The following is a 22,797-nucleotide window of genomic DNA, read 5'->3' as shown; positions in this document are numbered from 1 at the left end:
GTACCGTTCGGTGATTGCTTCGCGAAGTACGCTGCCGCGTCTCTTAAAAAATCCCGTTCCTTGGTGATCCGCGACAGCTCGCGCTTGAGGCGGGCCACCTCCTCATCGCGCGGTGTTCCAGCCCCGGGAAAAGCCTTGCCGCCAGCCGACTCAGCCTCCCGAACCCAGCGGGTCAGCATGTTCGGGTTGACCCCGACCTCCAGAGCCACCTGGCGGCAACTCGACTTCGATCGCCGCACCAGCTCGACGATCTCCCGCTTGTACTCCGCGGTGTAACGCTTGCGCTTCGACATGGACACTCCTTCAGCTCACTATGAGCCTTCCTGAAAGTGTCCGCAGAATCGGGGTAGAACCCCACTTCACCTCTCCAGAGTGGATCAGCCGTTTTGCTGCCTCGAGTGAGACCTGCTCAGTGTTGATCCGCGGGCTGGTTTCGCGCCATACGCCTGAGGTACGCATGCACGAGGGTAGGCTCAGTACGACGACAAGCAGGGCAAGGATGACCCGCGCCTTCGGGCTTTGCGAGCCCGTGATTGTCATCGTGACTCCGACGCCGCGGAAGCCTCCGGCGCGGCGTCGCTTTCCGGCGCGGCGCCCCCGAAGTGAGCGCGCTCTTCCAGGAAGACCTCGCCGCGCTGAAACAGCGCCAGCTTGTCGCGGAAATAGCCGAGCCCCGCCTCGGGAGCACCGGCGGCCTGCAGTTCATCGAGGATGCTCTGCTCCAGTTCGATGGCCCGGTCGAAGTCGCCATTGGCTGCGAAGCAGGTCGCCACCGTGTCGCGATAGGCCGTAGGCAGAGCGGCCGGGTCACCCATGCGATTTGCCTCGGCGAGGCCTTCGTCGACCTTGCGGAAGCGTGGGTCAGCGGATACGCACTGGGTCCAGGCGAGATTATTGCGGGCGCTGGGGTCTCCCGCTTCGATGGCCTTGCGCCACCAGGCCCAGGCGTCGGCGGCCTCGCCCGGAATGTCGCCTGTGTAGATGAACTGCGCCAGTGCCGCCATGGCTTGGGATCCGCCCTTGGCCGCGATCGCCTCCAACATCTGACGAGGGTTCTCGCCAGCTTCGGCTTCCAGCGTCCCCAGCAGGAGGTTCGAGGCGAGCAGGCTGGAGGCCTGTGCATCGCCCCTTGCGTGCAGCGCACGCAGAAGCTTTGCGGCGCGCGGCCGGTCGGCCTGCACCCCGCCCACGCCCTGGATCAACAGGTCGGCCAGCAGGCGCTCGGCGTCGGCGCGCGGACCACGCTCCAGCAGCGCTTCGAGCAAGGCTGCAGCGCTGGCCAGCGAATCGTCGCCAGGCCAAGTGTCGACCAGCAGTTCCGCGGCTTCATAGGCGCCATCGCTACTGCCGAGCTGGGCCGCTCCGATGAGCCAGCTCCGAGCTTCCAGCGTTCTGTTTTGCTTCCGATAGTGTCGGCCGACCCAGAGCGCCGAGTCAGTGCGTCCGCCATAGCCTGCCGTGCTGTGGAAGGACATCAGCTCCGCTTCGTCGAGCGGCTGCTTGCCGGTGCGCGACATCGCCACCAGCAGTGCGTTGACGTTGCCAAAGCCGCCGCGCCGGGCGCCCTCGATCAGGTGGACCAGGCCCGCGTCGGGATCCGATTCCAACAGGGCCATGCCGTAGCCGGTGCGCACCCACGCGGAGTCCGAGCGGTCGGCATGCTCCAGCTTGCGCAGCCGGCGAGGCGATGCGCCGCGCCTGATTTCCTCGGCGATCGCGTTCAGCAGGAGCAAGTCGTGAGCTTCCGCGTAGCCCTCGCGCGCCGCCCGCTCGATGCGCTCGGCCAGGGGCTTGGGCAGCTCGCCGAAGGCGGGCGGCTGCAGCCACAGTCGCGCCGCGGCGAGGCTTGATCCGAAGTCTCCCAGGCGTTCATCCGCCCGCGCGTAAAGGCGCTCGGCTGCGCGCGCGTCGCGCCTGACGCCAAGCCCGAGTGCCTGAACCGTGCCCAGCATGGTGGTGGCCTCGGCGATGCCCGCCTCGGCGTAGGGCAGCAGGGCATCCACCAGCTGGGTGCCGCAACCGGTGCGACGGACGATGGCGCAGATCCTGAAAAGGCGCTCTGCGGCGTGGAAGTCGCCTTCACCGGCCAGCGCTGAGAGACGGGCGGAGCGCTCTTTTTCCGGCGCGCGAATGGCATCGACGAGGCGAAGGGCCTGGGCGCTCGGCAGCGCGGCCGAGAACTCGGCGGAGGACTGCAGATAGGTCGTGCGCAGGGCGATGCGCGTGGACGGTGAGCGCAGCTCCCCGGCAGCGCCAACCATCTGCATCAGGATGTCAATGAAATCGAGCGAAAGCAGGTGCTCGCGCTTCTCCAAGGGATCCCACAGCGAGACCTGGAAGGGCGAGTAGGGACCGCCGCTCAGCGTGTCGATGTAGACGTAGCCCAGCTCCATCTCCAGGCCGCGCAGCAGGAACCAGAGGTCGAGCTCGCTGGCGATGGGAGTCGGCGCAGCGCCCGAGTTCCGGTCCGGAGCGTTCTCCAGCGCGTACCTGGCGAGGCTGGCGAATCCCTCCAGGCTGCGCTCCGCGGCCGCTGCGTCGCCAAGGCGCTCGGCGCAATCGCTCTGCATCCACCAGAGCGCGATGCTGACGGGAATCTCGGCCTCCAGTTCCCGCAAGGTGTTCGACAGACAGACCTCATCGCCCACCTCGCCGTTCTCGTCCAACAGATTCGCGAGGCGTTCGAACTGCGCGCCAAGCTCTTCCGTCATGGGGCGTGCCTTGAAGGCCGCCCAGGCGGCTTCGGCTCCGACCTCCTGCGGCAGTGGTACGGGCGCACGCTGAGCCGATACGCCGAGCGGAGCGAGGACAAGGGCAAGCGCAAGGGCAATCGGAAATGCAGGCGGTTTCAGGGTCATGGTCAAGCCTCGTCAAGAACGGCCCAGGAAGAAGTGGTGGATGCGCCCTCGGCCGTGACGCGCCAAAGCGCGGGTCACGGGCGATCACGCAAGAGCGCTGGGATTCCGAGCAATCGAGCGATACCTCGCCGGCGGGTCCCGGTGATGGTGCGCGACTGCCGCGATCAGCTGCCCGGCTTGCCAAGCAGGGCACGCAGCCGCTGATTGCGCTCGCTGTTGGCAGACGCCGTCGGCAGGTTGAACTGCAGGCGCGCGCCCATGGCTTCCATCGCGCGGCGACGGGCGTCGAAATGGCGGCGGGCCTGGTCGGCAGCGACCTGCTCGGCAAGTGAATCGAAACTGTGTTCCAGCACCACGCGATCGGCCTCGCGACGCGCCCGACGCGCGTAGCGGAAGCTCTCGTCGCTGGCCTCGCTGTTGTGGGGGATGCTCAGCAAGGTCCAGCCCTCAGGCACGATCACCTCGGTGGTCTGGCGGAGTTCGATCGGGTGGGGCCGCCACAGCGGATGGCGGCGCTGTTGGGGACCGCTGAGGCTCACGAAGGGCGACAGGAGGTCTGCGTAGACCTCCAGGATCCGACTGCCGGTGCCGCTGCCTGTCCATGGACTCTCCAGGTTGTAGGCTTCGAACACCTTGATTTCGCCGCTAGCGGGGGCGTCCTCGAAGCGGATCGCCTCGGCGCTCGCGAGCTCGCCGTGCAGACGGCTGTAGTAGTCGACGTAGCTGCGCGAGATTTCCGACAGCTCGCGGCTGCGGAATTCGTGACGGCGTCGCTCGGCCTCGGTGCCGCGCAGGGTGGTTTCGATTTCAAGGCGGATCGACCTGCCATCGGCGGCCGGCAGAAACCGTTCCACGACATGCTGCAGAGCCCGCTGGTCGCGCAAAGAGGCCATGTCAACGAGGCCTTCGTCGGTCGAATGCACGGGCAATGCGAAACCGAAGTCGCTGGACTGTCGCGTCGCCAAGGGCCCGCGCTGCAGGCTGCGGGTGGCATCCAGCCAGAACACCCGACCCTCGACCTTGGCGCGGACGATGACGTGGTCGAACTGGCTGGCGGCGGGCAAGGAGCGGTCCAGCGCGCGGCCGTGTGAGGAGGACACCAGCGCCGGCTCGGCCTCCATGCTCATCCTCGTCAGGAGCACCGACAGCAGCCAGGCCTTGTCCTTGCAGTCGCCGTAGCGACGCTGCCAGGTCTCCGCGGGCGGCGTGGGGCGATGGCTGCTCTCGCCCATCAACACGCTGAAGTAGCGCACGTCCTCCTGTACCGCACGCAGGGCCGCGGCCGCACGGCTCTGCGCATCGGGCAACTGCTGCCATTCCTCGACCAGCGCTTCGAGTTCCCCAGGCAAGGCCTGATCCATCGGGTAGAGACCCCGGGCCCAAGCGGAGACCGTCTGCCAATCGCGTCGCCCTGCGACTTCCATCAAGGGCTGCTGGTTGTGCCAGCTCGGTGCGTCCTCTTCCATCGGGTTGGCGGCCAGCGCGCTGCCCACCCAGCGCAGGCTGACGCCTTGCGATGTGCGGCTGATCTCCGGCGCGGCAGCTTCGCCGAACATGCGGTGGTCCAGCTCCATGTCCGAAGGGAAATGCAGGCGTACCTGGCGATGCAGAATGGGATCGATCCAGCTCAGGTTGGCGGCGCGGTGGGTCATCCCACGCAGGATGGGGTTCTCGCCGGTCACACTGTAGGCATAGCGGATCTGGTCTCCGAGGCGGACGTCGGCCACCAGCACCAGCGCCGAGACCCGGCCGGTTGCCATGTCGCTCTCGAACTCGCCCTCGCGACGCGCCAGGGTGACCGATTCGGGATTGAAACGGTCGCTCCAGGTGCCGTCGCGGCGCACCTCCACGGCGTGCAGGCGCAAGCGCTCGAAAGCGGGGTTGAACGAGATCTCGAATCGCGCCGCGTTCGCCAGCAGGGTTTCGCTGCGGGTTTCGATGACGTGCTCGTGAAAGCGCACCGGCTCCGACCCGCGGAAATCCACCTGCTCGTCGATCAGCCAATTGCGCCAGCTCGCGCCCTGCGCGCCGGGCGCCTCCGCCGGCCACTCGCCAGCGATTTCAACGCGCTCGACGAAGGTCTCGGGCGGGCCATACTCGAAGGCGAACTCGCCGCGCTCGAAGCGCTGGACATCTGCGGCTGCGGCGAAAAGAGGGATGCAAAGAAGCCCACACAGAACGGCCGCGAACTGGGCCCGGAAGACACTAAACATGCTGAAGGATCCCCTTTCATCGACGCGCCGAACGGGCGCGTCGTTCAAAGTCTAGCCAAACCAGCTGGAGAACTGTGGGCGGAGCCGCGCTTCACGCCGCACCCCGCCCTGCATCCAATGCCTTCAGAGCGCTGCGAGAGAGCGGATCCCGATACTGCGAGAGGCAGGCACCGGGATCGGGCGCCTGGACATTGACGGCTTGAATCGGTAAGCGCCGGTCCCAACAGACGCTGTTACCAGCTTTGGCCGGTCCGCCTCTCCCGGAGTCAGCGATAGTCCGTCTTCCGTGCGATCGGCTGCAGCAGTCCGAAGCTTGCCCGCAGCAGCGGTGTGTCGCCGCTGACCGCCTTGCTGAAGGCGGCGCCGATCAGGGGCAGGCCGATGAATTCGTGGCCTTCATCGGAGACCAGGCGGGCGCTGCCCCCGGCGGGACGGGACGCGAACGAAAGTGCGAGCCGCCCGGAGGCCATGCGCTGCCACAGGGGGGCTTCCTCGGTGACACAGAGGCTGCCGCCGAGGCCCTGGTGGACCAGGGCGACTGCGCGTGTGCTGTCGAGCAGGCCGGTCTGGCCGAACTGCGCCACGGTCAGCGAATCGGCAATGCTCGGACCGCGTTGGTGAATGAGCGTGAGCGGCGGCGAGCACTTCGCACTGTCCGGCTCGTGGTTCACCGCGCCGTCGCGATCATGCAGTCGGCCGGAGGTCACCACACCGGGGGCTTCGTAGGAAAACTGATGGTTGTCGATGAAGGGCGCGCGCTGGCTCTCGCCCTGCACATACCAGCGCCGTGTGGGGGCCAGGATGACCAGGTCGGTCTGGGCGGAAAGGCCGGGCTCGATCGTGAAGTCGACCTCCCACTGCGCATCGGTCAGCACTGCGCTCACCGCGTCGACGGGATGCGTGGCGAAGGTGGAGACTCTCGGCGTGCCATCGGCGGTGCGCACCACCGCGGTCGCAGGCTGAACATCGTCAAGTTCGGGCGACTGGCCGAAACCCGCCCAGAACGGTGCATCGCGGAAATCCCGCAGGGCCACCAGCGGCATGCTGAAGCTGCTGCCGCTCGGCACATCGACCAGATGGGCGGCACCGCGAAGTTCGTTGCGCGGTGCTGCGAGCCAGTCCGTGGCATCGAGCGACGCGATGGTGTTCGCGATGACGCTGCACTGGTTCGGCCCCATCGGCTGACGCAGGGCGCTCAGGGTGACTTCGCCCAGGGCATAGACCTCGGTCCAGCCCTCGCTGCCGCCCTGCAGAGGGATCGAGGAGGCATCGATCAGACCGCTGTCGGTGAACACGCAGGCACGGCCTCCACCGAGCAGGACGGTGCCCCCGTCCGCTCGCGACAGCGCGAAGTTCCAGCTCGCATTGGCCGGCAGCACCACGGTGAGATCCGTCCGCGATGGCGCGCCGCCGGTTTCGTCGGACAGCAGGTACACGCTGACGCTGAGCACACGAGGCATGACCCAAAGGTCGTAATCGGCCACCGTGGGCGTGATCGACACCAGGGTCGACAACTGCTCACGCGCGGCCACGTAAGGCACCAGCAGGACCTGTCCGTAGCCATCGTCGCTGCGCTCGACGCCGCTGGCCGGCAAGGTGAATCCAAGCATCAGGATCAAGGCGAGATATCGGGTCATGGCAGAGCAACTCCCAGGAAAACCGTGCCTATACACCCGAACGAAAATCCGCTCAAGCGGACGTGTCCGTGGCCCTCGCGGGGCTGGAGCGCACTGACGCCCTGATTCAGCGCAAGGGCTCGGACGACGGATCCGGTTCGCGAGGGCGCTCTGCGCGCCTCGCACGCCGGTCTTTCCGGCCCTGTCCCGCAGGTTCTAGTCGCGGGCGCCGAGGTTCGCGAGCTGCCGTTCGAAATGGCGACGCTGCGGGCCGTGACGGCTGAGCGCAAGCGCGCGTCGATAGGCTTCGGTGGACTCGTCATCGCGGCCCAATCGCCGCAGCAGCTCCGCCCGTGCCGCATGCGCCGGGCAGTAGTCCTTGAGCGCGCCGGAGTCGATCAGCTGTTCGATCAGCGGCAGGCCGTGTTCGGGGCCGGCCGCCATGGCGATGGCGACGGCGCGGTTGAGTGCCACCACCGGCGTGTGTTCGATGCGCAGCAGGACCTCGTAGAGGCCGACGATCTGGCGCCAGTCGGTGTCGGCGGCAGTGGCCGCTTCGGCGTGGACGGCGGCGATCGCGGCCTGCAGCTGGTAGGGGCCGATGCGGCGCGCGCGCAGGGCCTGCTGCACGCGGGCGCAGCCCTCTTCGATGAGTGTGCGGTTCCAACGCGTGCGTTCCTGGTGCTCCAGCAGCACCAGTTCGCCGGCCTCGTCGCTGCGCGCGGCGCGGCGCGCTTCGGTGAGCAGCATCAGGGCCAGCAGGCCCTGCACCTCAGGCTCGGGCAGCAGCTCGACCAGCAGGCGGCCGAGGCGTATCGCCTCCCCTGACAGATCGCCACGGGTCAGCTCTTCGCCGAGCGTGGGTGCGTAGCCCTCGGTGAAGACGAGATAGACCACCTTGAGCACCGCATCCAGCCGCGGCGCCAGTTCGTTCGGCGCCGGCACGATGTAGGGGATCTTCGCGTCGCGGATCTTGGCCTTGGCGCGAACAATGCGCTGGGCCAGCGTGGCTGGCGAGGTCAGAAAGCTGCGCGCGATTTCTTCGGTGGTGAGCCCGCAGACTTCGCGCAGGGTCAGCGCCACCTGCGCTTCGAAAGCGAGTGCCGGGTGGCAGCAGGTGAAGACCAGGCGCAGGCGGTCGTCTTCGACGGGCTCGATGTCATCGAGCTGGGGGGCGTCGCGCAGCACTTCCTCTTCGATGGCGATGCCGCGGGCGATCTCGTCGAAGCGCGCGCGCCGGCGCACGCGGTCGATGGCCTTGAAGCGGCCGGCCGAGACCAGCCAGGCGACCGGATTGGCGGGCACGCCTTCCTTGGGCCACTGCTCGACGGCGGCCGCGAAGGCATCGGAGACGCCGTCTTCGGCCAACTCGAAGTCGCCCAGCAGGCGGATGAGCGTCGCCAGCACGCGCCGCGAGTCGCTGCGGTAGAGCGCGTCGATCTGCGCGGCGAGTGCGGCAGGGGCTTCAGCCACCGGCACGCGCGCCCACCAGCCGCTCGAAGCCGCCGTAGCCCATGCGCTTGCAGTCGAAGGGCATGGCCTCGGGCGGCATGCTGGCGATGCGGGGGTCCTCCATGACCTTGGCATTGATGGCGTCGCGCTCGGCACGCGAGGCGTAGCGGATCCAGGCGAAGATCACGGTCTCGCCCTCAGCCGCGCCGATGACCTCCGGGAAGGGGCGCGAGAAGTCGTTGCGCAGGTCTTCCGCCACGAATTCCCAGTATTCCAGGGCGCCGTGTTCCAGCCAGACCTCGCAGGCGGTGGCGGCGATCTTGCGGTAGTCGTCGATGCGGTCGGCGGGGCAGGGCAGCAGGAAGCCGTCGATGTAGGACATGGGTTTCTCCTTGGCAGTGGCTCAGGGCTTGAGTTCGCGGATCGGGCGGATCTCGATGCTGCCGACCCGCGCTGGGGGAATGCCTGCAGCGACCTCGATGGCCTGGTCGAGGTCTTTGGCGTCGATCAGATAGAAGCCGGCGAGCTGCTCGCGGGTTTCGGCGAAGGGTCCGTCGGTGACCTGCACCTGGCCGTCGCGCACGCGCACCGTGGTGGCGGTGGCCACCGGCTGCAGGGCATTGCCGGCGAGCATGACGCCGCGTTCGACCAGACCACCGGCGTAGTGCAGGCAGTAGGCATCCGGCAGTTCGGCCTGGTGGGATTCGTTGTAGTAGACGAGGCAGAGGTATTTCATCTGGAGGCCGGGATTGGGGATTGGGGATTCGGGATTCGGGATTCGGGATTCGGGATTCGTAGAGCTCGCTCCGGCGGAGTCTGCTACCGGGCCGAGCGTTCGAGCGAGTGCAGTTCGAGCAGGCAGCCGGGCGGCAGCGGTTCGCGGGTGGCCAGGCGCAGGGCTTCGTTGAGGTCGCGCGCCTCGATCCACTGCACGGCAGCAACCGTGGCGGCGCGGCTGTCGGCGAGCGCGCAGGGGCGGGGCGGCGTGGACCCTGGCCCCTGGCGCAGGGCTTCGCCGGCCAGACGCCAGCGCGCGCCGCGGCCTTCGGGCGCGGGCTCGGGAACGGCTTCGTAGAGCAGGGCGAGATAGGGCATGGCAGCGGCCTTGCCGCCCGGGCGAGGGCGGCTGTCGGCAGATGGTCGAAGCAGTGCAGGCCGAATCGACAGCACGCCTCGACGAATCGCCACGGCGGATGCCGGAAACGACTGCCCCCGCTTTCGCGGGGGCAGGTGTACCGCATTCGCGGATCCGGCGAGCTTGGGGGGGCTCGCCGGTCCTTGCTGAGCAGCTCAGAACGTGGTGGTGAACTCGATGCCCCAGACCCGCGGCTCGTTGACGAAGCCGGTGAGGTTGTTGAAGTCGATACCGCCCACGGCGACCAGCTTGTCGGTGATGTTGCGGCCGAACAGAGCCAGTTCGTGCTTGCCGTAGTTCCAGCTGTAGCCGGTGCGCAGGCCGCCTTCCATCAGGGCCTTGCCGCGGAACTCGGCGGCCTCGTAGAGGAAGAAGTTGATCTCGCTGCGGTAGGCCCAGTCGGTGTAGATGAAGATCTCGTTCTCACCGACCGGGATGCTGTAGCGCGCGGTCACGTTGGCGACGTTCTTCGGCGCCTGCGGCAGCGGGTTGCCGTAGATGGAGACGGTTCCTGCCGTCGGGCCGGCGGGATCGAGCACGGTGCAGCCGCCGCCGCAGGGCGCGATCGCGAGGCCGCGGTCGCGGATCTCGGTCTTGTTGTGGCTGTAGCCGAAGGTCAGCAGGAGGTTGTCGGTGACATAGGCATCGAGATCGACTTCGATGCCGCGGCCGATCGACTTCTCGGCGTTGATGAGGGTGTTGAAGTTGGTGCTGCCGCCCACGGCCGTGAGCTGCTGATCCTTCACCTCATAGGCGAAGGCGGCGATGTTGAAGCGCGCGCGGCCGTCCCACAGGTTCGACTTGAAGCCGAGTTCGACCGAGTCGACGGTTTCCGAATCGGCCACTGAAATCGAGTCGCCGAACAGCAGGCGGCCCTGGATGCTCGGTGCGCGGAAGCCGCGGGCGTAGCGCGCATAGACGGTCCGGTCAGCGTCGATGAACCAGCTCGCGGAAAGATCGCCCGACACGTTGCTGTCGCTGGGCTTGGCGGTCAGAACGCCGGTGGCGCCGCCGCCGATGGGGCTGACCAGGCGCTGGGCGCTGAAGTCCTTCTCGTCACGCGTGAAGCGCAGGCCACCGGCCAGCCGCAGACTGTCGGAGAGGTCGTACTCGCCGGAGGTGAACAGCGCATAGGCCTTGTTGCGCTGGTTCTGCACGGCGTAGCCATTCTGCTGGCCGCTGAAGGTGTTGAAGTTGAAGCTGTCGATGGTGATGTCTTCATCGAACAGGAACAGTCCCGCCTGCCAGTCGAAGGCGCCCCACTCGTTGGACGCGAGGCGTAACTCCTGGGTGATCTGGCGGTGGTCGGGCAGGCCGTCGGCACTCTGCGCATCAAAGGGAATGAAGCCGGGGCCGAAGGGCGGCGCGTAGCTGGCGCCGAAGCCACCGTCGATATCGCCACGTGAGTAGCTGTCAACCGTCTCGTAGCCGGTCACCGAGTACAGGGTGACGCGACCGAGGTCGAAGGACAGGCGTGCGCTGCCGCCGACATTGCGGAGGTCCTGCTGGTTCACGCCATCGATGGCGATGAAACCGCGACGGAAGTCGTCGACCAGCTCGTTGGTGCCGGGCTTGAAGATATTGGCGCGGAACAGGCGCGCGGTGCCGTCCAGATCGCGCAGGTGCACGTTGAACAGGGCGCGGCTGCTGTCGCTGGGCTCGTACAGGAACTGCGCGCGGCCGGCGAACTCGCGGTAGCCCTCGTACTCGTCGCTGCGCCCGCTGGCCAGGTTGTCGACCCAGTCGCCGCGGCGCTGGTACAAACCGGAAACGCGCGCGGACCAGTCCTCGCCGAGGCCGCCACCGATGGCGCCTTCCGCATTCAGGGTGTCGAAGCGCCCATAGGCGAACTGGCCGTAGCCGCTGCGCTCCTGCGAGGGCTGCACCGATTCGAACTTCAGCACGCCGGCCGGCGTATTGCGCCCGAACAGACTGCCCTGCGGGCCGCGCAGCAGCTCCAGACGGTCGAGGTCGAACACGGGGAAGCCCTTGAGCAGCGGGTTCTCCAGCACGACTTCGTCGTAGATCAGGGACACGGGCTGCGACGCGTTGAGATCGAAGTCGCCGTTGCCGAGACCGCGGATGTAGAAGCGCGGGAAGGCGCGGCCGAAGCTGGATTCGATATTGAGGCTGGGCAGGCGCCCGGCCAGGAAGCGGATGTCCTCACCGCCCGAACCCAGAACGTCGAGCTTCTCGGCGCTGACCGTGGTGATCGCCAGCGGGATCTTCTGCGGGTCTTCGGCGCGGCGCTGGGCGGTGACGGTGATGGCGTCGAGCTGCGAGGGCGTGGCGGCTTCGTCCTGCGCGAAAGCGGGCAGGGCGGCGGCCAGCGCCAGGGCCAGAGTGGCCGGACGGTAGCAACGCGGCATGTCGATGTCCTTGAGCAAAGCGGTTCGGGGTTGGGAGCCCTCTACGGGGCCCGCGCATGCTGCAGTCGCACACGCCGCGGTGCAAGCGACGCGGGGGACGTCAGACGGGTCAGGATTTCGCAAGCCGCGAGGCGGCGGGCCTCAGCGGCCAGCGCCGTTGTAGCGCTTGAGCAGTGCGTCCGGGGTGAGCGGGCGATCGAACAGATAGCCCTGGGCCAGGTCGCAGCCGCGCTGGCGCAGGAAGTCGCGCTGCTGCGCGGTCTCCACGCCCTCGGCCAGCACCGCGATGCGCAGCTTGCGGCCGAGCTCGACGATGGCCTCGACCAGGAAGGCGCTGCTGGGGTCGGTGGCGAGGTCGGCGATGAAGCTGCGGTCGATCTTGAGCTTTTGCACCGGGAAGCGCTTCAGCGCGGCCAGCGAGGAATAGCCGGTGCCGAAGTCGTCGATGGCGAGCTTGACGCCGAGGCCGTGCAGCTCGCGCAGGAAGGATTCGGCGCGCTCGCCCTGCTCCATCAGGCCGGTTTCGGTGATTTCCAGCTCCAGCCGCTCGGGCGGCAGGCCGCTGTGCTCCAGCGCGCGCCGCACGCGCGCCTCGACCGGGTAGCGGCTGACCTCGGCCGGCGACAGGTTGATCGCGATGGCGCCGAAATCCCAGCCCGCATCCAGCCAGCGTCGGCCTTGCAGGCAGGCCTCGAGCGTGACCCAGTCACCGAGCTGGTGGATCAGTCCGACCTGCTCCAGCACCGGGATGAACTGGTCGGGGCCGACCGCTGGCAGATCGGGCTGATCGAGACGCACCAGCGCCTCCAGCCCCGCCAGCTGCCCGGTCTTGAGATCGACCAGCGGCTGGTAGAGCAGGCGGAACTGCTGCTCCTGCAGGGCGAGCCGCAGGCGCTGCTCCAGCTGCATGCGCTGCCGCGCCTGCTCACCCATGGCCGGCACGTAGCGGCGCCAGGTGTTGCCGCCGCCGCGCTTGGCCTCGAACAGCGCGACCTCGAGCTTGCGCAGGAGCAGCTCGGCGCTGGCCTCGGCATCGTCGAAGCTGATCAGACCCAGGCTGGCTTGCGCGTAGACCTGCTCGCCCTGCGGCAGGCGCACCGGCGGGCGCAGGCTGGCCTGTACGGCCAGCACGAAGCGCTCGGCCTCCTCGACGGTGGGTAGCCTTTCAAGCACGAACACGAATTCGTCGCCGCCCAGGCGGGCCAGGGTGTCGCCCGGACGCAGCAGGCCGCCGAGGCGCAGGGCCACCTCGCGCAGCAGCTCGTCGCCGTGGGCCCAGCCGGCGTTCTCGTTGATCGCGCGGAAGTTGTCGAGGTCGAGCATCAGCGCCGCGCCCAGGCATCCGGCGCGCAGGTGCTCTTCGAGGATGCTTTCGAGGCGGATGCGCAGCAGATCGCGGTTGGGCAGTCCGGTCAGCGCATCGAAGTGGGCGATGCGGCTCAGGCGCGCGTCCGATTCGCGCTGGCGGGTGATGTCGGTGAACAGCAGCACCTGGCTGGCCTGCGTATCGGCGGAATCAACGACGCGGGCGAGCGAGATCAGCAGCGTGTGCAGCTGGCCGCTGCTGCGTCTGGCCAGCACCTCGCCCTGCCAGTGGCCCTCGCTGGCCATGGCCGCCTGCATGTCGCGCGCGTAGTCGGGATCGCGGGCAATATCGGCGAGCAGCGAGGCCGGCTGCCCGAGCAGCTGTTCCTGCTCACGGCCGAGGAACTCGCAGGCCGCCGGGTTGGCGGACAGCACGCGGCCAGCTGAGTCGATCAGCAGGATGCCGTCGCGACTGCTGCGCAGGGCCAGGGCCTGCTGCGCCAGCCGTCCCTGCATCTGTTCACGCTGGCGGCGCTGTCGCATCAGCTGCAGGGCGTACTCGATGTCGCCGGCCACTTCGGCGAGCAGGCCCTGCTGCTCGTTGTCGAGGTCGAAGGGCGTGCTCGCGTGCAGCACCAGGACCAGGCGCCGACCTTCATGCTCGCCGAGACAGACGAGGCTGAGTCCCTGCAGCCCGGCTTGGGCGCAGGCTTCGGCCCAGGCGAGGCCCGGGCGCGGGCTGACCCGTCGGCTGTGCACGCGCAGGGCGGGCGGCTCGTGGTCGAGCAGCTCGCGCAGCGGGGAGTCCGCGCCCCCGAGGAGTTGATCGACGACAGCCGATACCTCCGCGCCCGAGAGTGCGCCGCATTCGGGGCCCGTCTCGACCTGCGGCGGCGGCGCGGAAGCGATCCAGGCCGCGGCATAGCCGCCGGTAGTCACCGCGGCGCGGGTGATCCGCCCATACAGCTCGGCCTCGTCACGGCTGAACACCAGCGCCTGGTTGCAGGCGCTGAGCATGCCGTAGAGCCGGCCAAGCTGGGCGACGCGCTCGCTGTGGCGGACCCGCTCGGTGACGTCCCAGCTCACCCACACGACACGATCGCTGCCCGCCACCGCAGTGGTGCGGGCTTCGAAGATGTGTTCGCCATCGCTCAGCGCCAAGGGGTACTCGGCGCGGCCCCGGCCCCGGGAGAGTGTTTCGCTGACAAGCCTCATGAAGGCCTCGGCCTGGGCGGGAGGAAACAGCTCATGAAGCTGGCGTCCGACGACGGCACTCGCCGGCTTGAGCAGCAGATCCGGACGGCTGGCGTGTACCCGCAGGAACCGGCCCTCGGCATCGATCAGGAAAGACAGGTCGGGCACGGCCGCTACGAAAGCGTCCAGCTCCGCCTCACGCGCCTCGCGGGCCGCGGTCTCTTCATCCGTTCGCCGCCATTGCCTTGCCTGCCAGAGCAAGAGCGCGCCGCCGCCGCCCGCGAGCAGCAGCACCAGCAGCGCGCTCGTGCGCTTGAGCTGCGTGCGCGCGGCGTCCATGGCGTTCAAGGTCGCGATCTCGACCTCGGAGAGCGCGGCTTCGATGCTCCTCTGAGTGCCGCGGGTGGCCAGCCGCACCTGCGGCGTTCCGGTCCGGTCCTCGCGAGCGAGCAGCGCCTCCAGGGCACCGAGCGCCTGCTGCAATGAAGCGATGGCGGCGCGCGCCTGCGACTCGGGTGGCGCATGGATCGACAGCCCGCGAAGCGCGCCCTCCCCGCGGGCCAGGGCGTCCGCGTTGAGCTGGGCACGCGACAGGCTCGTCCGCACGAGGTCAAGCCCGCTCGACGGATCCCCTCCGTCCGCGCGCTCGGCATGCAGTTGGGCATGCAGCGTGGCCTGGCGAATGGTGGCGATCTGGTCCTGCCGGACCAGCAGGATCGCGTGTGCACGCAGGCTCGCCTGGTTGCTGAGCACGAGCAGCAGCATGGCGGTGAGGACGAGCGCACTCACACTCCAGGCCTGCAGCAGGCGGCGCTTGCGGCGGACGGCATTCACTCGGGCGGCCTCCAGTCGAGAGCGGCCTGCACGTCCTCGGCAAGGAAGCCGTAGGGCTCGACGGTGCGCAAGTGATCCGGACTGCCGAGGTAGTCGGCGAGTGCCGCGTCCAGTCGCGCCGCGAAGCTGGCTTCCTCTGGCCGCAGGGCGAAGGCCGGGTAGCCGCGCGCCGGAATGTCGATGGGCTGCAGGCGCAGCGCCAGATCGGCGCCTTCGTTCTGCGCCATCCAGCGCAGGCTCGGCGCCGACAGTGCGATGGCGTCCGCTTCGCCAAGACGAAGCGCCGCCATCGCCGAGCGCGCGTCCGGCAGCACCAGGGCGCGGTGCTCACCGACGATGTAGCGCCCGGGCTCGACGGCCTCGACCGAACCCTCGATGGCCACCACCCGCACGGGTTGGCCGGCCGTCGGTGCCGTGGCGCGCAGCAGCAGGGCGGGCCGCACGGCGGCCGTGGGGCGGGTGAAACGCACCCGCCGGGTGCGCTCCGGGGTGATGAACAGGCCGCTGGCGATGAGGTCGATGCGGCCCTGCTCGAGCTCGGTCAGCAGGCTGGCGAAGTCGAGGCGGATGAACTGCACCTGCGTGATGGACATCTTCGACAGCGCGGCTTGCAGCACCTCGATCGATTCGCCGCGCGGCGCGCCGGCGGCATCGAGGAAGGCGTAGGGCGCCTCAAGGGCATAGCCCACTCTCAGCGGCTGGCCCTGCGAAAGGCGATGCGCGATATCCGAGCCGTTCGGGCGCGCTATCCACAGCGCGAGGGCCAGGCCCCCCAGCGCCAGCGCCAGCAGGGGTAGGCGCACAAAGCCACGCGGCGGCATCACCCGCCGGCTCCCGTCGTTGCTGCACGACGCAGGGCGGAGTCGGCGACGCGAGGGGCGGCGCCGGTCGACCGCGGGCGAGCCACGCTGCTCAAGGGCAGACCTGACATGAGCGATCCGGCATCATAGGCCCTCTGCCCGCGCGCGAGCGGGCTACTCATCGACGTCCGGCAACCATGACCCAATCGACTTCTCCCGTCCAGACCGCGCCCTCGGGCTCGCGCGGCGCCGAGCTGCTGCGCCTTGGCATCGCCATCGCCTTCACGCTCGGCGTCATCGCCTACACCTGGATGGCCCATGGCCATCTGAGCCTCAGCCTCGTGGTGGCGGCGGCCTTCGGTGCCTACATGGCGATGAACATCGGCGCCAACGATGTCGCCAACAATGTCGGCCCGGCGGTGGGCGCCAAGGCGATGAGCCTGACCACGGCGATCGCGATCGCCGCCGTGTTCGAGGCCGGCGGCGCGATCATTGCCGGTGGCGAAGTGGTCGGCACGATCAAGAACGGCATCATCGATCCCTCCAGGATCGAGGATCCGCAAGTCTTCATCTGGCTGATGATGGCCGCCCTGCTGGCGGCGGCGCTCTGGCTGAACCTCGCAACCGCGCTGGGGGCGCCGGTCTCGACCACCCACTCGATCGTCGGCGCCGTGCTGGGTTCGGGCATCGCCGCGGCCGGTTGGGACCTGGCCAACTGGAACACCATGGGCAGCATCGCCGCGAGCTGGGTGATCTCGCCGGTGTTCGGCGGCGTGGTGGCCGCGATCTTCCTTTACCTCATCAAGCGCACCATCACCTACCAGGCCGACCTGCTGGAGGCCTCGCGGCGGATGGTGCCGGTGCTGCTTGCACTGATGGGGCTGGCGTTTGCCACCTACCTCGCCCTCAAGGGCCTGAACCAACTGGTCAAGGTGAGCTTGCCGCAGGCCTTGGCCGCCGGCGTCGTGGTGGCGATCCTGACCTATGTCTGGACGCGGCTGCGGGTGCGCCAGCGCTCGGTGCAGCTCAGCAACGACAAGGACGGCGTCAACAAGCTGTTCGGCATGCCGCTGATCTTCGCGGCTGCACTGCTCAGCTTTGCCCACGGTTCGAACGACGTCGCCAACGCCATCGGCCCGCTGGCGGCGATCTACGACACCCTGCTGACCCAGGGCATCCACGGCAAGGCGGCGATTCCGCTGTGGGTGATGCTGGTCGGCGCGCTCGGCCTGGCGGTGGGCTTGGCCACCTACGGGCCGAAGCTGATCAAGACCGTCGGCACCGAGATCACCGACATGGACCATATGCGTGCGTACTGCATTGCGATGGCGGCGGCGGTAACGGTGATCATCGCCTCCCAGCTCGGACTGCCGATCAGTACCACCCATGTGACCATTGGCGCGGTGTTCGGCGTTGGCTTCCTGCGCGAGTACCTGAAGGCCAACTACGCGCGGATCACGGCCGAGATCGAGGCGCACCACCGCGACAAGGGCGCTGAGCAGCACGAGGTGGAGGCCTTCCTGAAGGCCTTCGAAGCGGCCTCGCGCGCCGACAAGGACCGCATGCTCAAGGAGCTCAAGGCCGCCGGCAAGCGCGGTGAGGCGGCGATCTCGAAGGCCGAGCGCAAGGGTCTGCGGCGCGTGTACCGCAAGGATCTGGTGAAGCGCGCGGTGATGATGCGGGTCATCGCCGCCTGGATCATCACGGTGCCGGCCACCGCCGTGCTCTCGGCGATCATCTACTTCACCATCCGCGGCATGTTGCTGCCGGCCTGATGCGCCAGCGCTCCGTGCAGTCGCTGCTGCACTGCCGGAGTTTTGGAGATCCCGGCGCCGAGCCCGTACTGCTCGTGCACGGCATGGGGTCGAGCGGCGCCGACTGGGCTTTCCAGATCGAGCCGCTGGCGGAGCGCTTCCGCGTGCTGGTGCCGGACCTGCCGGGGGCCGGGGCGAGCCCCGCGCCGGCGCGCCATGCGATCGTCGACTACGCCGCGCAGCTGCGCGCCCTGCTGGATGCGCTCGGGGTGGAGTGCACGCACTGCGTGGGTTTCTCGATGGGCGGGGCGGTGGCGCTGGAGTTGGCCCTGCAGGCGCCGCGGCGTGTTTCGCGTCTGGCCACCATCAACAGCCTGCCGAGCTACCGCCCGGACACCCTGCGCAAGCGTCTGGAACTGCACGGGCAACTGGGTCTCGTGCGCCTGTTGGGGCTGCGTCGCAGCGCTGCGCTGGTCGGGCGACGGCTGTTTCCGCATCCGCACCAGCAGGCCATGCGCGAGCGCGTGCAGCAGGTGTTGGCGGCGTATCCAAAGTCCACCTACGTCGGTCAGGCGCGCGCGCTGGCCGCGTGGTGCGCCCGCGATCGCCTGTCAGGCTTCGCGCAGCCCATGTTGATGCTGTCGGCCGAGCATGACTACACGCCGTTGGAGGAAAAGCAGGCGTGGGCGCGCCAACTCGGCGCCGAGCTGCGGGTGGTGCGCGGCTCGCGCCACGGCACGCCCTTCGACGCCATTGCTGCCACCAATTCGGCCCTGCTGCATTTCCTCGCGGGTGTGGCTGTGCCCGAGACGCTGTCGGTGGATGCGCCCGAGCACACGCCGAACGCAGCGCCGGAGGTGCTGGTGGCGCTCGAACGCTGAGCCTTGCTGCCTGCGCGCGCCGCGCCTGCGGCGGTGACTGCCGCGACAACCTGTCGGTCGCTGCAGGCGGGAAACAGCGTCGACGCCGGTCTGGAGATCTCGATCGCCGCGGTCGGCCCCGCCTTGACGACGCCCGCAAACGCGCAAGCCCCGGCTGGCGGGGCTTGGGAGGGCGCCCCGTGCATGCGGAGCGCAACTTTTCAGATTGGTGCCGAAGGAGGGACCCGCGGAACGTCGGAAGGGCCTTGCCTGCTTGATTTCGGCGTTTTGAGATGCCCCCAACTTCCCGGATTATGCCCCCGGGCCGAATCGATACTCGGGTTCGATGACCGATCCGGCGCCGGCGCCGGGCTCGCCGCAGGGGTTTTCCCCCACAAGGGCGAAAACCTCCCGGGCACGGGCGCCTTTGCTCCCCCAAGAGGGTGAGCGGCTCACACCCGCTCGATGCGCACCACGCGCCCGCCCTGCACAGTGATCAGCGCCAGGCCGGTGTCGCGCTCGAACTCCCAGCGCTCGGCGACGGCCGCGCCATGCTCATTGACCAGGGTCACGATGCGCCAGGGCGTGCCGCAGGCGCGCAGCTTCGTCATGGGCGCACCCACGGTGATGACGGACTGTCCGCAGCGCTCGGAGTGCGACGGGCTGGCGCTGGCCAGCGCAGGCAGCAGCAACGCGAGGGAGAGAATCAGGGCGCGACGCATGGGCGGCTCCAGGCGGGGGGCCTCTGCGGGGATGCAGACGAGCCTCTGCGATTCCGTGAGGCCCCCATGGTATGCCGTGACGCCCCACCGATCCACGCACAGAGGCTGCCACGCGGCGCAACGCATCGCCAGAAAGACGAAGACCCCACCTCACGGCGGGGCCTTCTTCCGGTTGTTCCACTGGCGACCGGCGGCGCCTAGGCCTCGCAAAACCATGCCGGGAAAAGCGAGGCCCGAGGTATCAGTCGCCGCTGATCGGGATCTTGACCACGCCGCGCCAGTCCAGGAACCGGCCGCCGAAGACATGGCGGATGCGGTACTGCAGGTCATCCGAGCCGGTGAGCGGCTCCTCGAACACCACCGGGCCGCCGTCGCGCTCCAGGAACGCCAGCTCGAACGTGTCCACCTGCGGCGGGGCCGCCATGACGAACACCGCATCGTCCGCAAGGCGCGGTTCCACCACCAACTGCAGCGAGCTGATCCAGGTGGGCGTGTTCGCCTCGACCGCGCCCGACTGCTGCAGGTGGCGCGTGCTGGCAGCCAGCAGCATTTCGGCCTCGGACTCCAGCTCAGCAGGGACCAGCAGGAACCGCGGCTGCAGGTTCAGCAGGCCACCGCCGAGGGCAGTCTGCTTGCGCAGCAGGGTGCGCGCCGAACTCAGCGCGGCCACATCGAAGGCAGTTGCAGCAGCGGCCAGGTTGCCGTGGTCGGAGTGGAACAGGGCCTTGCCGTCCTGCATGGTCTGCCCCGCGCCAGAGTTGGCACCGACAAGGGCGTACACCTCGTCGGCCTCACGGCGTGCGGCAGCCTGCCCCATGGCCTGCTGCGCGCGGGCGAAGGCCTGCAGATCGTCGTTCACCAGGGCCTCGAACGTGAGCTTCACGATGCGGCCCCACTTGGTCACCGCGTACTGCGCCTGATCTTCGTCCATGGCGCCGAACTCGTATTCGCCGCCCTCCAGAACCTGCTTCAGCTCGGGAGCGCTACCGAGGATGGGACGGTGCTGCTGCTTGAAGTCGGCCACCGTCGTGGGGGCGACCCATGCGCGGTGCGACTGCGCCTCGACCTCGTAGCCGCTGCGGAGCGCCTTCGTCGCGCTGTTGGCCAGCAGTGCAGGGAAGTCGGACGTGGACAGGGCCGCGCGCAAGGCTTCCTGCGAGCGGAAGCCGGGTGCCGTGCGGCCGGCGCGGCTCAGGACCGTGGCGGCCATCTCCGTGACGCTCATCCCGGCCAGGTCACGCGCGGCGGGATGCACGTTCGACAGCCGCAGGCCTGCGCGCAGCAGCAGGGCATCGGACGCCGCCTCCACGAAGTCGGAGACCTTGGGGGCGCCACCGCCGGTGAACGTGCCGCACGGCGACTGGCCGCGCGCCAGGGCGCCGAGCGGATCGCTTCCCTCGGCCATCTTGGCCAGCAGGCGATTGCCGGCGATATCGGCCGTGCACTGCGGATCATCCTCGCAGCTCTGCTGCAGTTCGCGCAGGGCCGGCTCGCGATCGACGAAGCGGGCGAAGCGGTCGCGGATGGCCGCGCGGCGGGCACGGTCGGCCGCCAGGGCGGCGGCCACGGTCTCGGAGCTGTTGGGGGTGGGCATAGCGTGGGCCTCGAAGTTGCGAAGCGCGGCGGCGATGCGGGCCGGCGCGCGGGAGTGATAGCGCTGCAGGCCGCTTGCGGCTTCCGCGGGCAGCGCTGCGGGATCGGAGTCGACCGACGTCACCAGCACATCGGCGAATCCTTCGGCGATGGCCTCTTCGGCCGTGAACCAGTGGTCGGCGCCGTCTTCCAGCAGCGCCAGCATCTCGGCCACGGGGCGGCCGGTCTTGGCGGCGTAGGCGGCGGCCATCACCTCGGCATGCTTCTGCAGCGAGGTCATCTGCTGCTGCATCTCGCGAGAGTTGCCCACGGCAGCGCCCCACGGAGCGTGAACCATCAGCAGCGAGGCCACCGGCATGCGCACCTCGTCGCCGGCCATGGCAATGACGCTGGCGATGCTCGCGGCCAGGCCGTCGATATGCACCACGATGCGCGCCGGGTGCTGCTTCAGCGCGTTGTAGATCGCGAGTCCGTCGGAGACGTAGCCGCCGTAGCTGTTGATTCTGACTTCGATCAATTCAGCATCAGGCATCGCGGCCAGCTGGTCGATGACGCTGCGAGCGGTGACCGAAGTCGGCGCGGACCAGTCATCAGCGCCGATGTCGCCGTAGATCACCAGCTGTGCGCCGGTTTCGGTCTGAAGTAGCGCGTAGGGGGTCGGGTTTGGCATGCGCCTACCTTCGGGCCGCAGGTAGTGCAATCACCAGCCCATGAACTGCACCACCTACGCCGCGCGCTGCAGGATCTCCAACAGCCGGCGCTGTCGCGGGATGCGCCGCTGCGGGCTCGCCAGCAGGGCGGCGAAGGTATGCCCGCGCAGATCAGCTGGCGGCGGCGGGTCGGCTACTAGGCGCGGCCAGACGCGCAGCAGGACACTGGCCTCGGTCTGGATTGCCTTCGCCTGCGCGTAGACGCTGCCGCCGACGCACTGCCCCGCGGCGCATAGGTGCCTGTCGCGCTCGATCCGCACCAGGGCAGCCGGCATCGAATCATCCGCGAGCCGCAGCAGCTCGGCGCCAAGGTCGGCGGGCAGCGGCAACCCTGCATGCACCAGGGCGCGCGCGCGGGCCAGGTGCTGCGCTGCGCTCATCGGTCCCACTCGCCCTCGCGGTCTTCTTCGGGCAGGTCTGTATCGGGCCAGGGCGCCATCAGTGCAGGGCCTCGCCGCTGTGCGCCGTGCAAGCCTCGATCCAGTCAGCCAGGCGCGACGGATCGAGCTGGATCTCCCGCGCCGGCAGCGACTTCACCAGCTCGCCGAAGGTGAGCGGCCCGAGCAACGTCCACAGTGCACTGGCGCGGTGGAACAGCGCCGCCGTCAGGCTGGCGGGCTCGTAGTACAGAACCGCGAGCTGCCCGGCATGCGTGGCGGCGATGCAGCGAACGCCACGGGTCAGGCTCTCCACGTCGAACACTTGCGGCGGCGCGGGGATGCGCGTCTCGCCGGACGCATCGGAATCAGGGTTCATCTCGGGGGAACTCCAGGTCAGAGCCCGCGGGCTCGTTGTCGTCGTCGCCGCTGTCCACGGCCTCCCGGCGCATGTCGCGCGCCACCGCCACAGCCTTTGCGACGGTCTGCGCGATGGCCGCATAGGCGGCGGGGTTGTGCTGCAGGTGCGGCAGCTCAGCGCGAAGCCGCGGGGCGATTGCTGCGAGGATCGGAGCGATGCGCGCGCCGGTCTTGACCAGTAGCGCATCCATCACCGCAACCGGCGCGAGCTCGGCCATGCGCTCGGCGTTTCGCATGCGCAGGCCTTCGGCGCGGGCGCGCAACAGGCCCAGGCGCTCGCGCTGCAGCTCGGGCGAGGATTGGCGCGCGCGGTCTGCGGCGGTGTCGCGGAGACGCTGCGTGTAGGCGCGGACCCACTCGCGCAGCGATGCGCCCTCGACCAGCACACCAGCAGCGATCAGACGCGAGACGTGCTGCTGCGACAGGCCGACCAGCAGGCCGAAGTCGGCTTGACTCGGCGCCGGCTTGCCCAGGTCGAAGCCAGCCAGGAAGCCAGAACTCAGGGGCATACAACCCCCCTCGCACCGCACACAGCCCCATGCCGCACCCCATGACTAGCGCGGGAATGCGGCCATGCAACCCGCA

General features: G+C 68.9%; 18 protein-coding genes. 2 read left to right on the top strand and 16 right to left on the bottom strand.

What is annotated here, in order from left to right:
* The 11 genes from BLP83_RS17685 to BLP83_RS17635 form a co-directional block, all read right to left on the bottom strand.
* The coding region (locus BLP83_RS17685) for a transposase (RefSeq protein WP_143006538.1) at nt 1-293 on the bottom strand (293 nt) is incomplete at its 3' end.
* Between the two features lie 243 nt (nt 294-536).
* Entirely contained in the window at nt 537-2,711 is a 2,175-nt protein-coding gene (locus BLP83_RS17680) for an SEL1-like repeat protein (protein ID WP_143006774.1), read from the bottom strand.
* Between the two features lie 311 nt (nt 2,712-3,022).
* Nucleotides 3,023-5,071, bottom strand: coding sequence for a DUF3857 domain-containing transglutaminase family protein (locus BLP83_RS17675; protein WP_091246088.1), 2,049 nt, complete (start codon nt 5,069-5,071; stop codon nt 3,023-3,025).
* Nucleotides 5,072-5,337: 266 nt separating this feature from the next.
* Nucleotides 5,338-6,708: a hypothetical protein gene (locus BLP83_RS17670; RefSeq protein ID WP_091246085.1), complete on the bottom strand. Its 1,371-nt coding sequence runs from the start codon at nt 6,706-6,708 to the stop codon at nt 5,338-5,340.
* Nucleotides 6,709-6,903: 195 nt separating this feature from the next.
* On the bottom strand, nt 6,904-8,160 hold the full coding sequence (locus tag BLP83_RS17665; protein WP_176764278.1) for an RNA polymerase sigma factor: 1,257 nt from the start codon (nt 8,158-8,160) through the stop codon (nt 6,904-6,906).
* Nucleotides 8,153-8,521 (bottom strand): DUF1428 domain-containing protein, encoded by a 369-nt coding sequence (locus BLP83_RS17660; RefSeq protein ID WP_091246079.1) that lies wholly within the window; start codon nt 8,519-8,521, stop codon nt 8,153-8,155. Before BLP83_RS17660 ends, BLP83_RS17665 begins: the two co-directional genes overlap by 8 nt.
* A 21-nt stretch (nt 8,522-8,542) precedes the next feature.
* On the bottom strand, nt 8,543-8,875 hold the full coding sequence (locus BLP83_RS17655) for a YciI family protein (RefSeq protein ID WP_091246077.1): 333 nt from the start codon (nt 8,873-8,875) through the stop codon (nt 8,543-8,545).
* 83 nt (nt 8,876-8,958) lie between these two features.
* Nucleotides 8,959-9,234: a hypothetical protein gene (locus BLP83_RS17650; protein ID WP_091246074.1), complete on the bottom strand. Its 276-nt coding sequence runs from the start codon at nt 9,232-9,234 to the stop codon at nt 8,959-8,961.
* Between the two features lie 195 nt (nt 9,235-9,429).
* Nucleotides 9,430-11,643 (bottom strand): TonB-dependent receptor, encoded by a 2,214-nt coding sequence (locus BLP83_RS17645; RefSeq protein WP_091246071.1) that lies wholly within the window; start codon nt 11,641-11,643, stop codon nt 9,430-9,432.
* Between the two features lie 141 nt (nt 11,644-11,784).
* Complete coding sequence (locus BLP83_RS17640) at nt 11,785-14,976, bottom strand: sensor domain-containing protein (RefSeq protein ID WP_091246067.1); 3,192 nt, start codon at nt 14,974-14,976, stop codon at nt 11,785-11,787.
* The gene (locus BLP83_RS17635) at nt 14,973-15,779 is read right to left on the bottom strand and encodes a transporter substrate-binding domain-containing protein (protein WP_176764279.1); all 807 of its coding nucleotides are present in this window, start codon (nt 15,777-15,779) and stop codon (nt 14,973-14,975) included. The genes BLP83_RS17640 and BLP83_RS17635 overlap by 4 nt, the downstream gene beginning before the upstream one ends.
* Before the next feature lie 194 nt (nt 15,780-15,973).
* On the opposite strand from BLP83_RS17635, the gene BLP83_RS17630 reads away from it, so the two are divergent.
* Together BLP83_RS17630 and BLP83_RS17625 are read left to right on the top strand one after the other, a co-directional pair.
* Nucleotides 15,974-17,551 carry an inorganic phosphate transporter gene (locus BLP83_RS17630; protein WP_091246061.1) on the top strand — a complete coding sequence of 526 codons (1,578 nt, stop codon included), beginning with the start codon at nt 15,974-15,976 and terminating at the stop codon, nt 17,549-17,551.
* Nucleotides 17,551-18,411 carry an alpha/beta fold hydrolase gene (locus BLP83_RS17625; RefSeq protein ID WP_091246058.1) on the top strand — a complete coding sequence of 287 codons (861 nt, stop codon included), beginning with the start codon at nt 17,551-17,553 and terminating at the stop codon, nt 18,409-18,411. Before BLP83_RS17630 ends, BLP83_RS17625 begins: the two co-directional genes overlap by 1 nt.
* Nucleotides 18,412-18,842: 431 nt before the next feature.
* Here the strand turns inward: BLP83_RS17625 and BLP83_RS17620 are convergent, their stop codons facing one another.
* The 5 genes from BLP83_RS17620 to BLP83_RS17600 all read right to left on the bottom strand — a co-directional run bounded on the left by BLP83_RS17620 (nt 18,843) and on the right by BLP83_RS17600 (nt 22,721).
* Nucleotides 18,843-19,112 carry a hypothetical protein gene (locus tag BLP83_RS17620; protein WP_091246056.1) on the bottom strand — a complete coding sequence of 90 codons (270 nt, stop codon included), beginning with the start codon at nt 19,110-19,112 and terminating at the stop codon, nt 18,843-18,845.
* A gap of 241 nt (nt 19,113-19,353) precedes the next feature.
* Nucleotides 19,354-21,375, bottom strand: coding sequence for a ClpP-like prohead protease/major capsid protein fusion protein (locus BLP83_RS17615; protein ID WP_091246053.1), 2,022 nt, complete (start codon nt 21,373-21,375; stop codon nt 19,354-19,356).
* Nucleotides 21,376-21,429: 54 nt separating this feature from the next.
* Nucleotides 21,430-21,795: a hypothetical protein gene (locus tag BLP83_RS17610; protein WP_091246049.1), complete on the bottom strand. Its 366-nt coding sequence runs from the start codon at nt 21,793-21,795 to the stop codon at nt 21,430-21,432.
* Between the two features lie 58 nt (nt 21,796-21,853).
* On the bottom strand, nt 21,854-22,171 hold the full coding sequence (locus BLP83_RS17605; protein WP_091246046.1) for a hypothetical protein: 318 nt from the start codon (nt 22,169-22,171) through the stop codon (nt 21,854-21,856).
* Nucleotides 22,161-22,721 carry a hypothetical protein gene (locus BLP83_RS17600; protein WP_091246043.1) on the bottom strand — a complete coding sequence of 187 codons (561 nt, stop codon included), beginning with the start codon at nt 22,719-22,721 and terminating at the stop codon, nt 22,161-22,163. Before BLP83_RS17600 ends, BLP83_RS17605 begins: the two co-directional genes overlap by 11 nt.
* Between the last annotated feature and the right edge of the window lie 76 nt (nt 22,722-22,797).

Origin of the sequence: Aquimonas voraii, from assembly GCF_900101825.1 — a bacterium.
Taxonomy (GTDB): Bacteria; Pseudomonadota; Gammaproteobacteria; order Xanthomonadales; family Xanthomonadaceae; genus Aquimonas; species Aquimonas voraii.
Note: the sequence above shows the minus strand (reverse complement) of the source record. Positions and strands in the feature narration are given on the sequence as shown.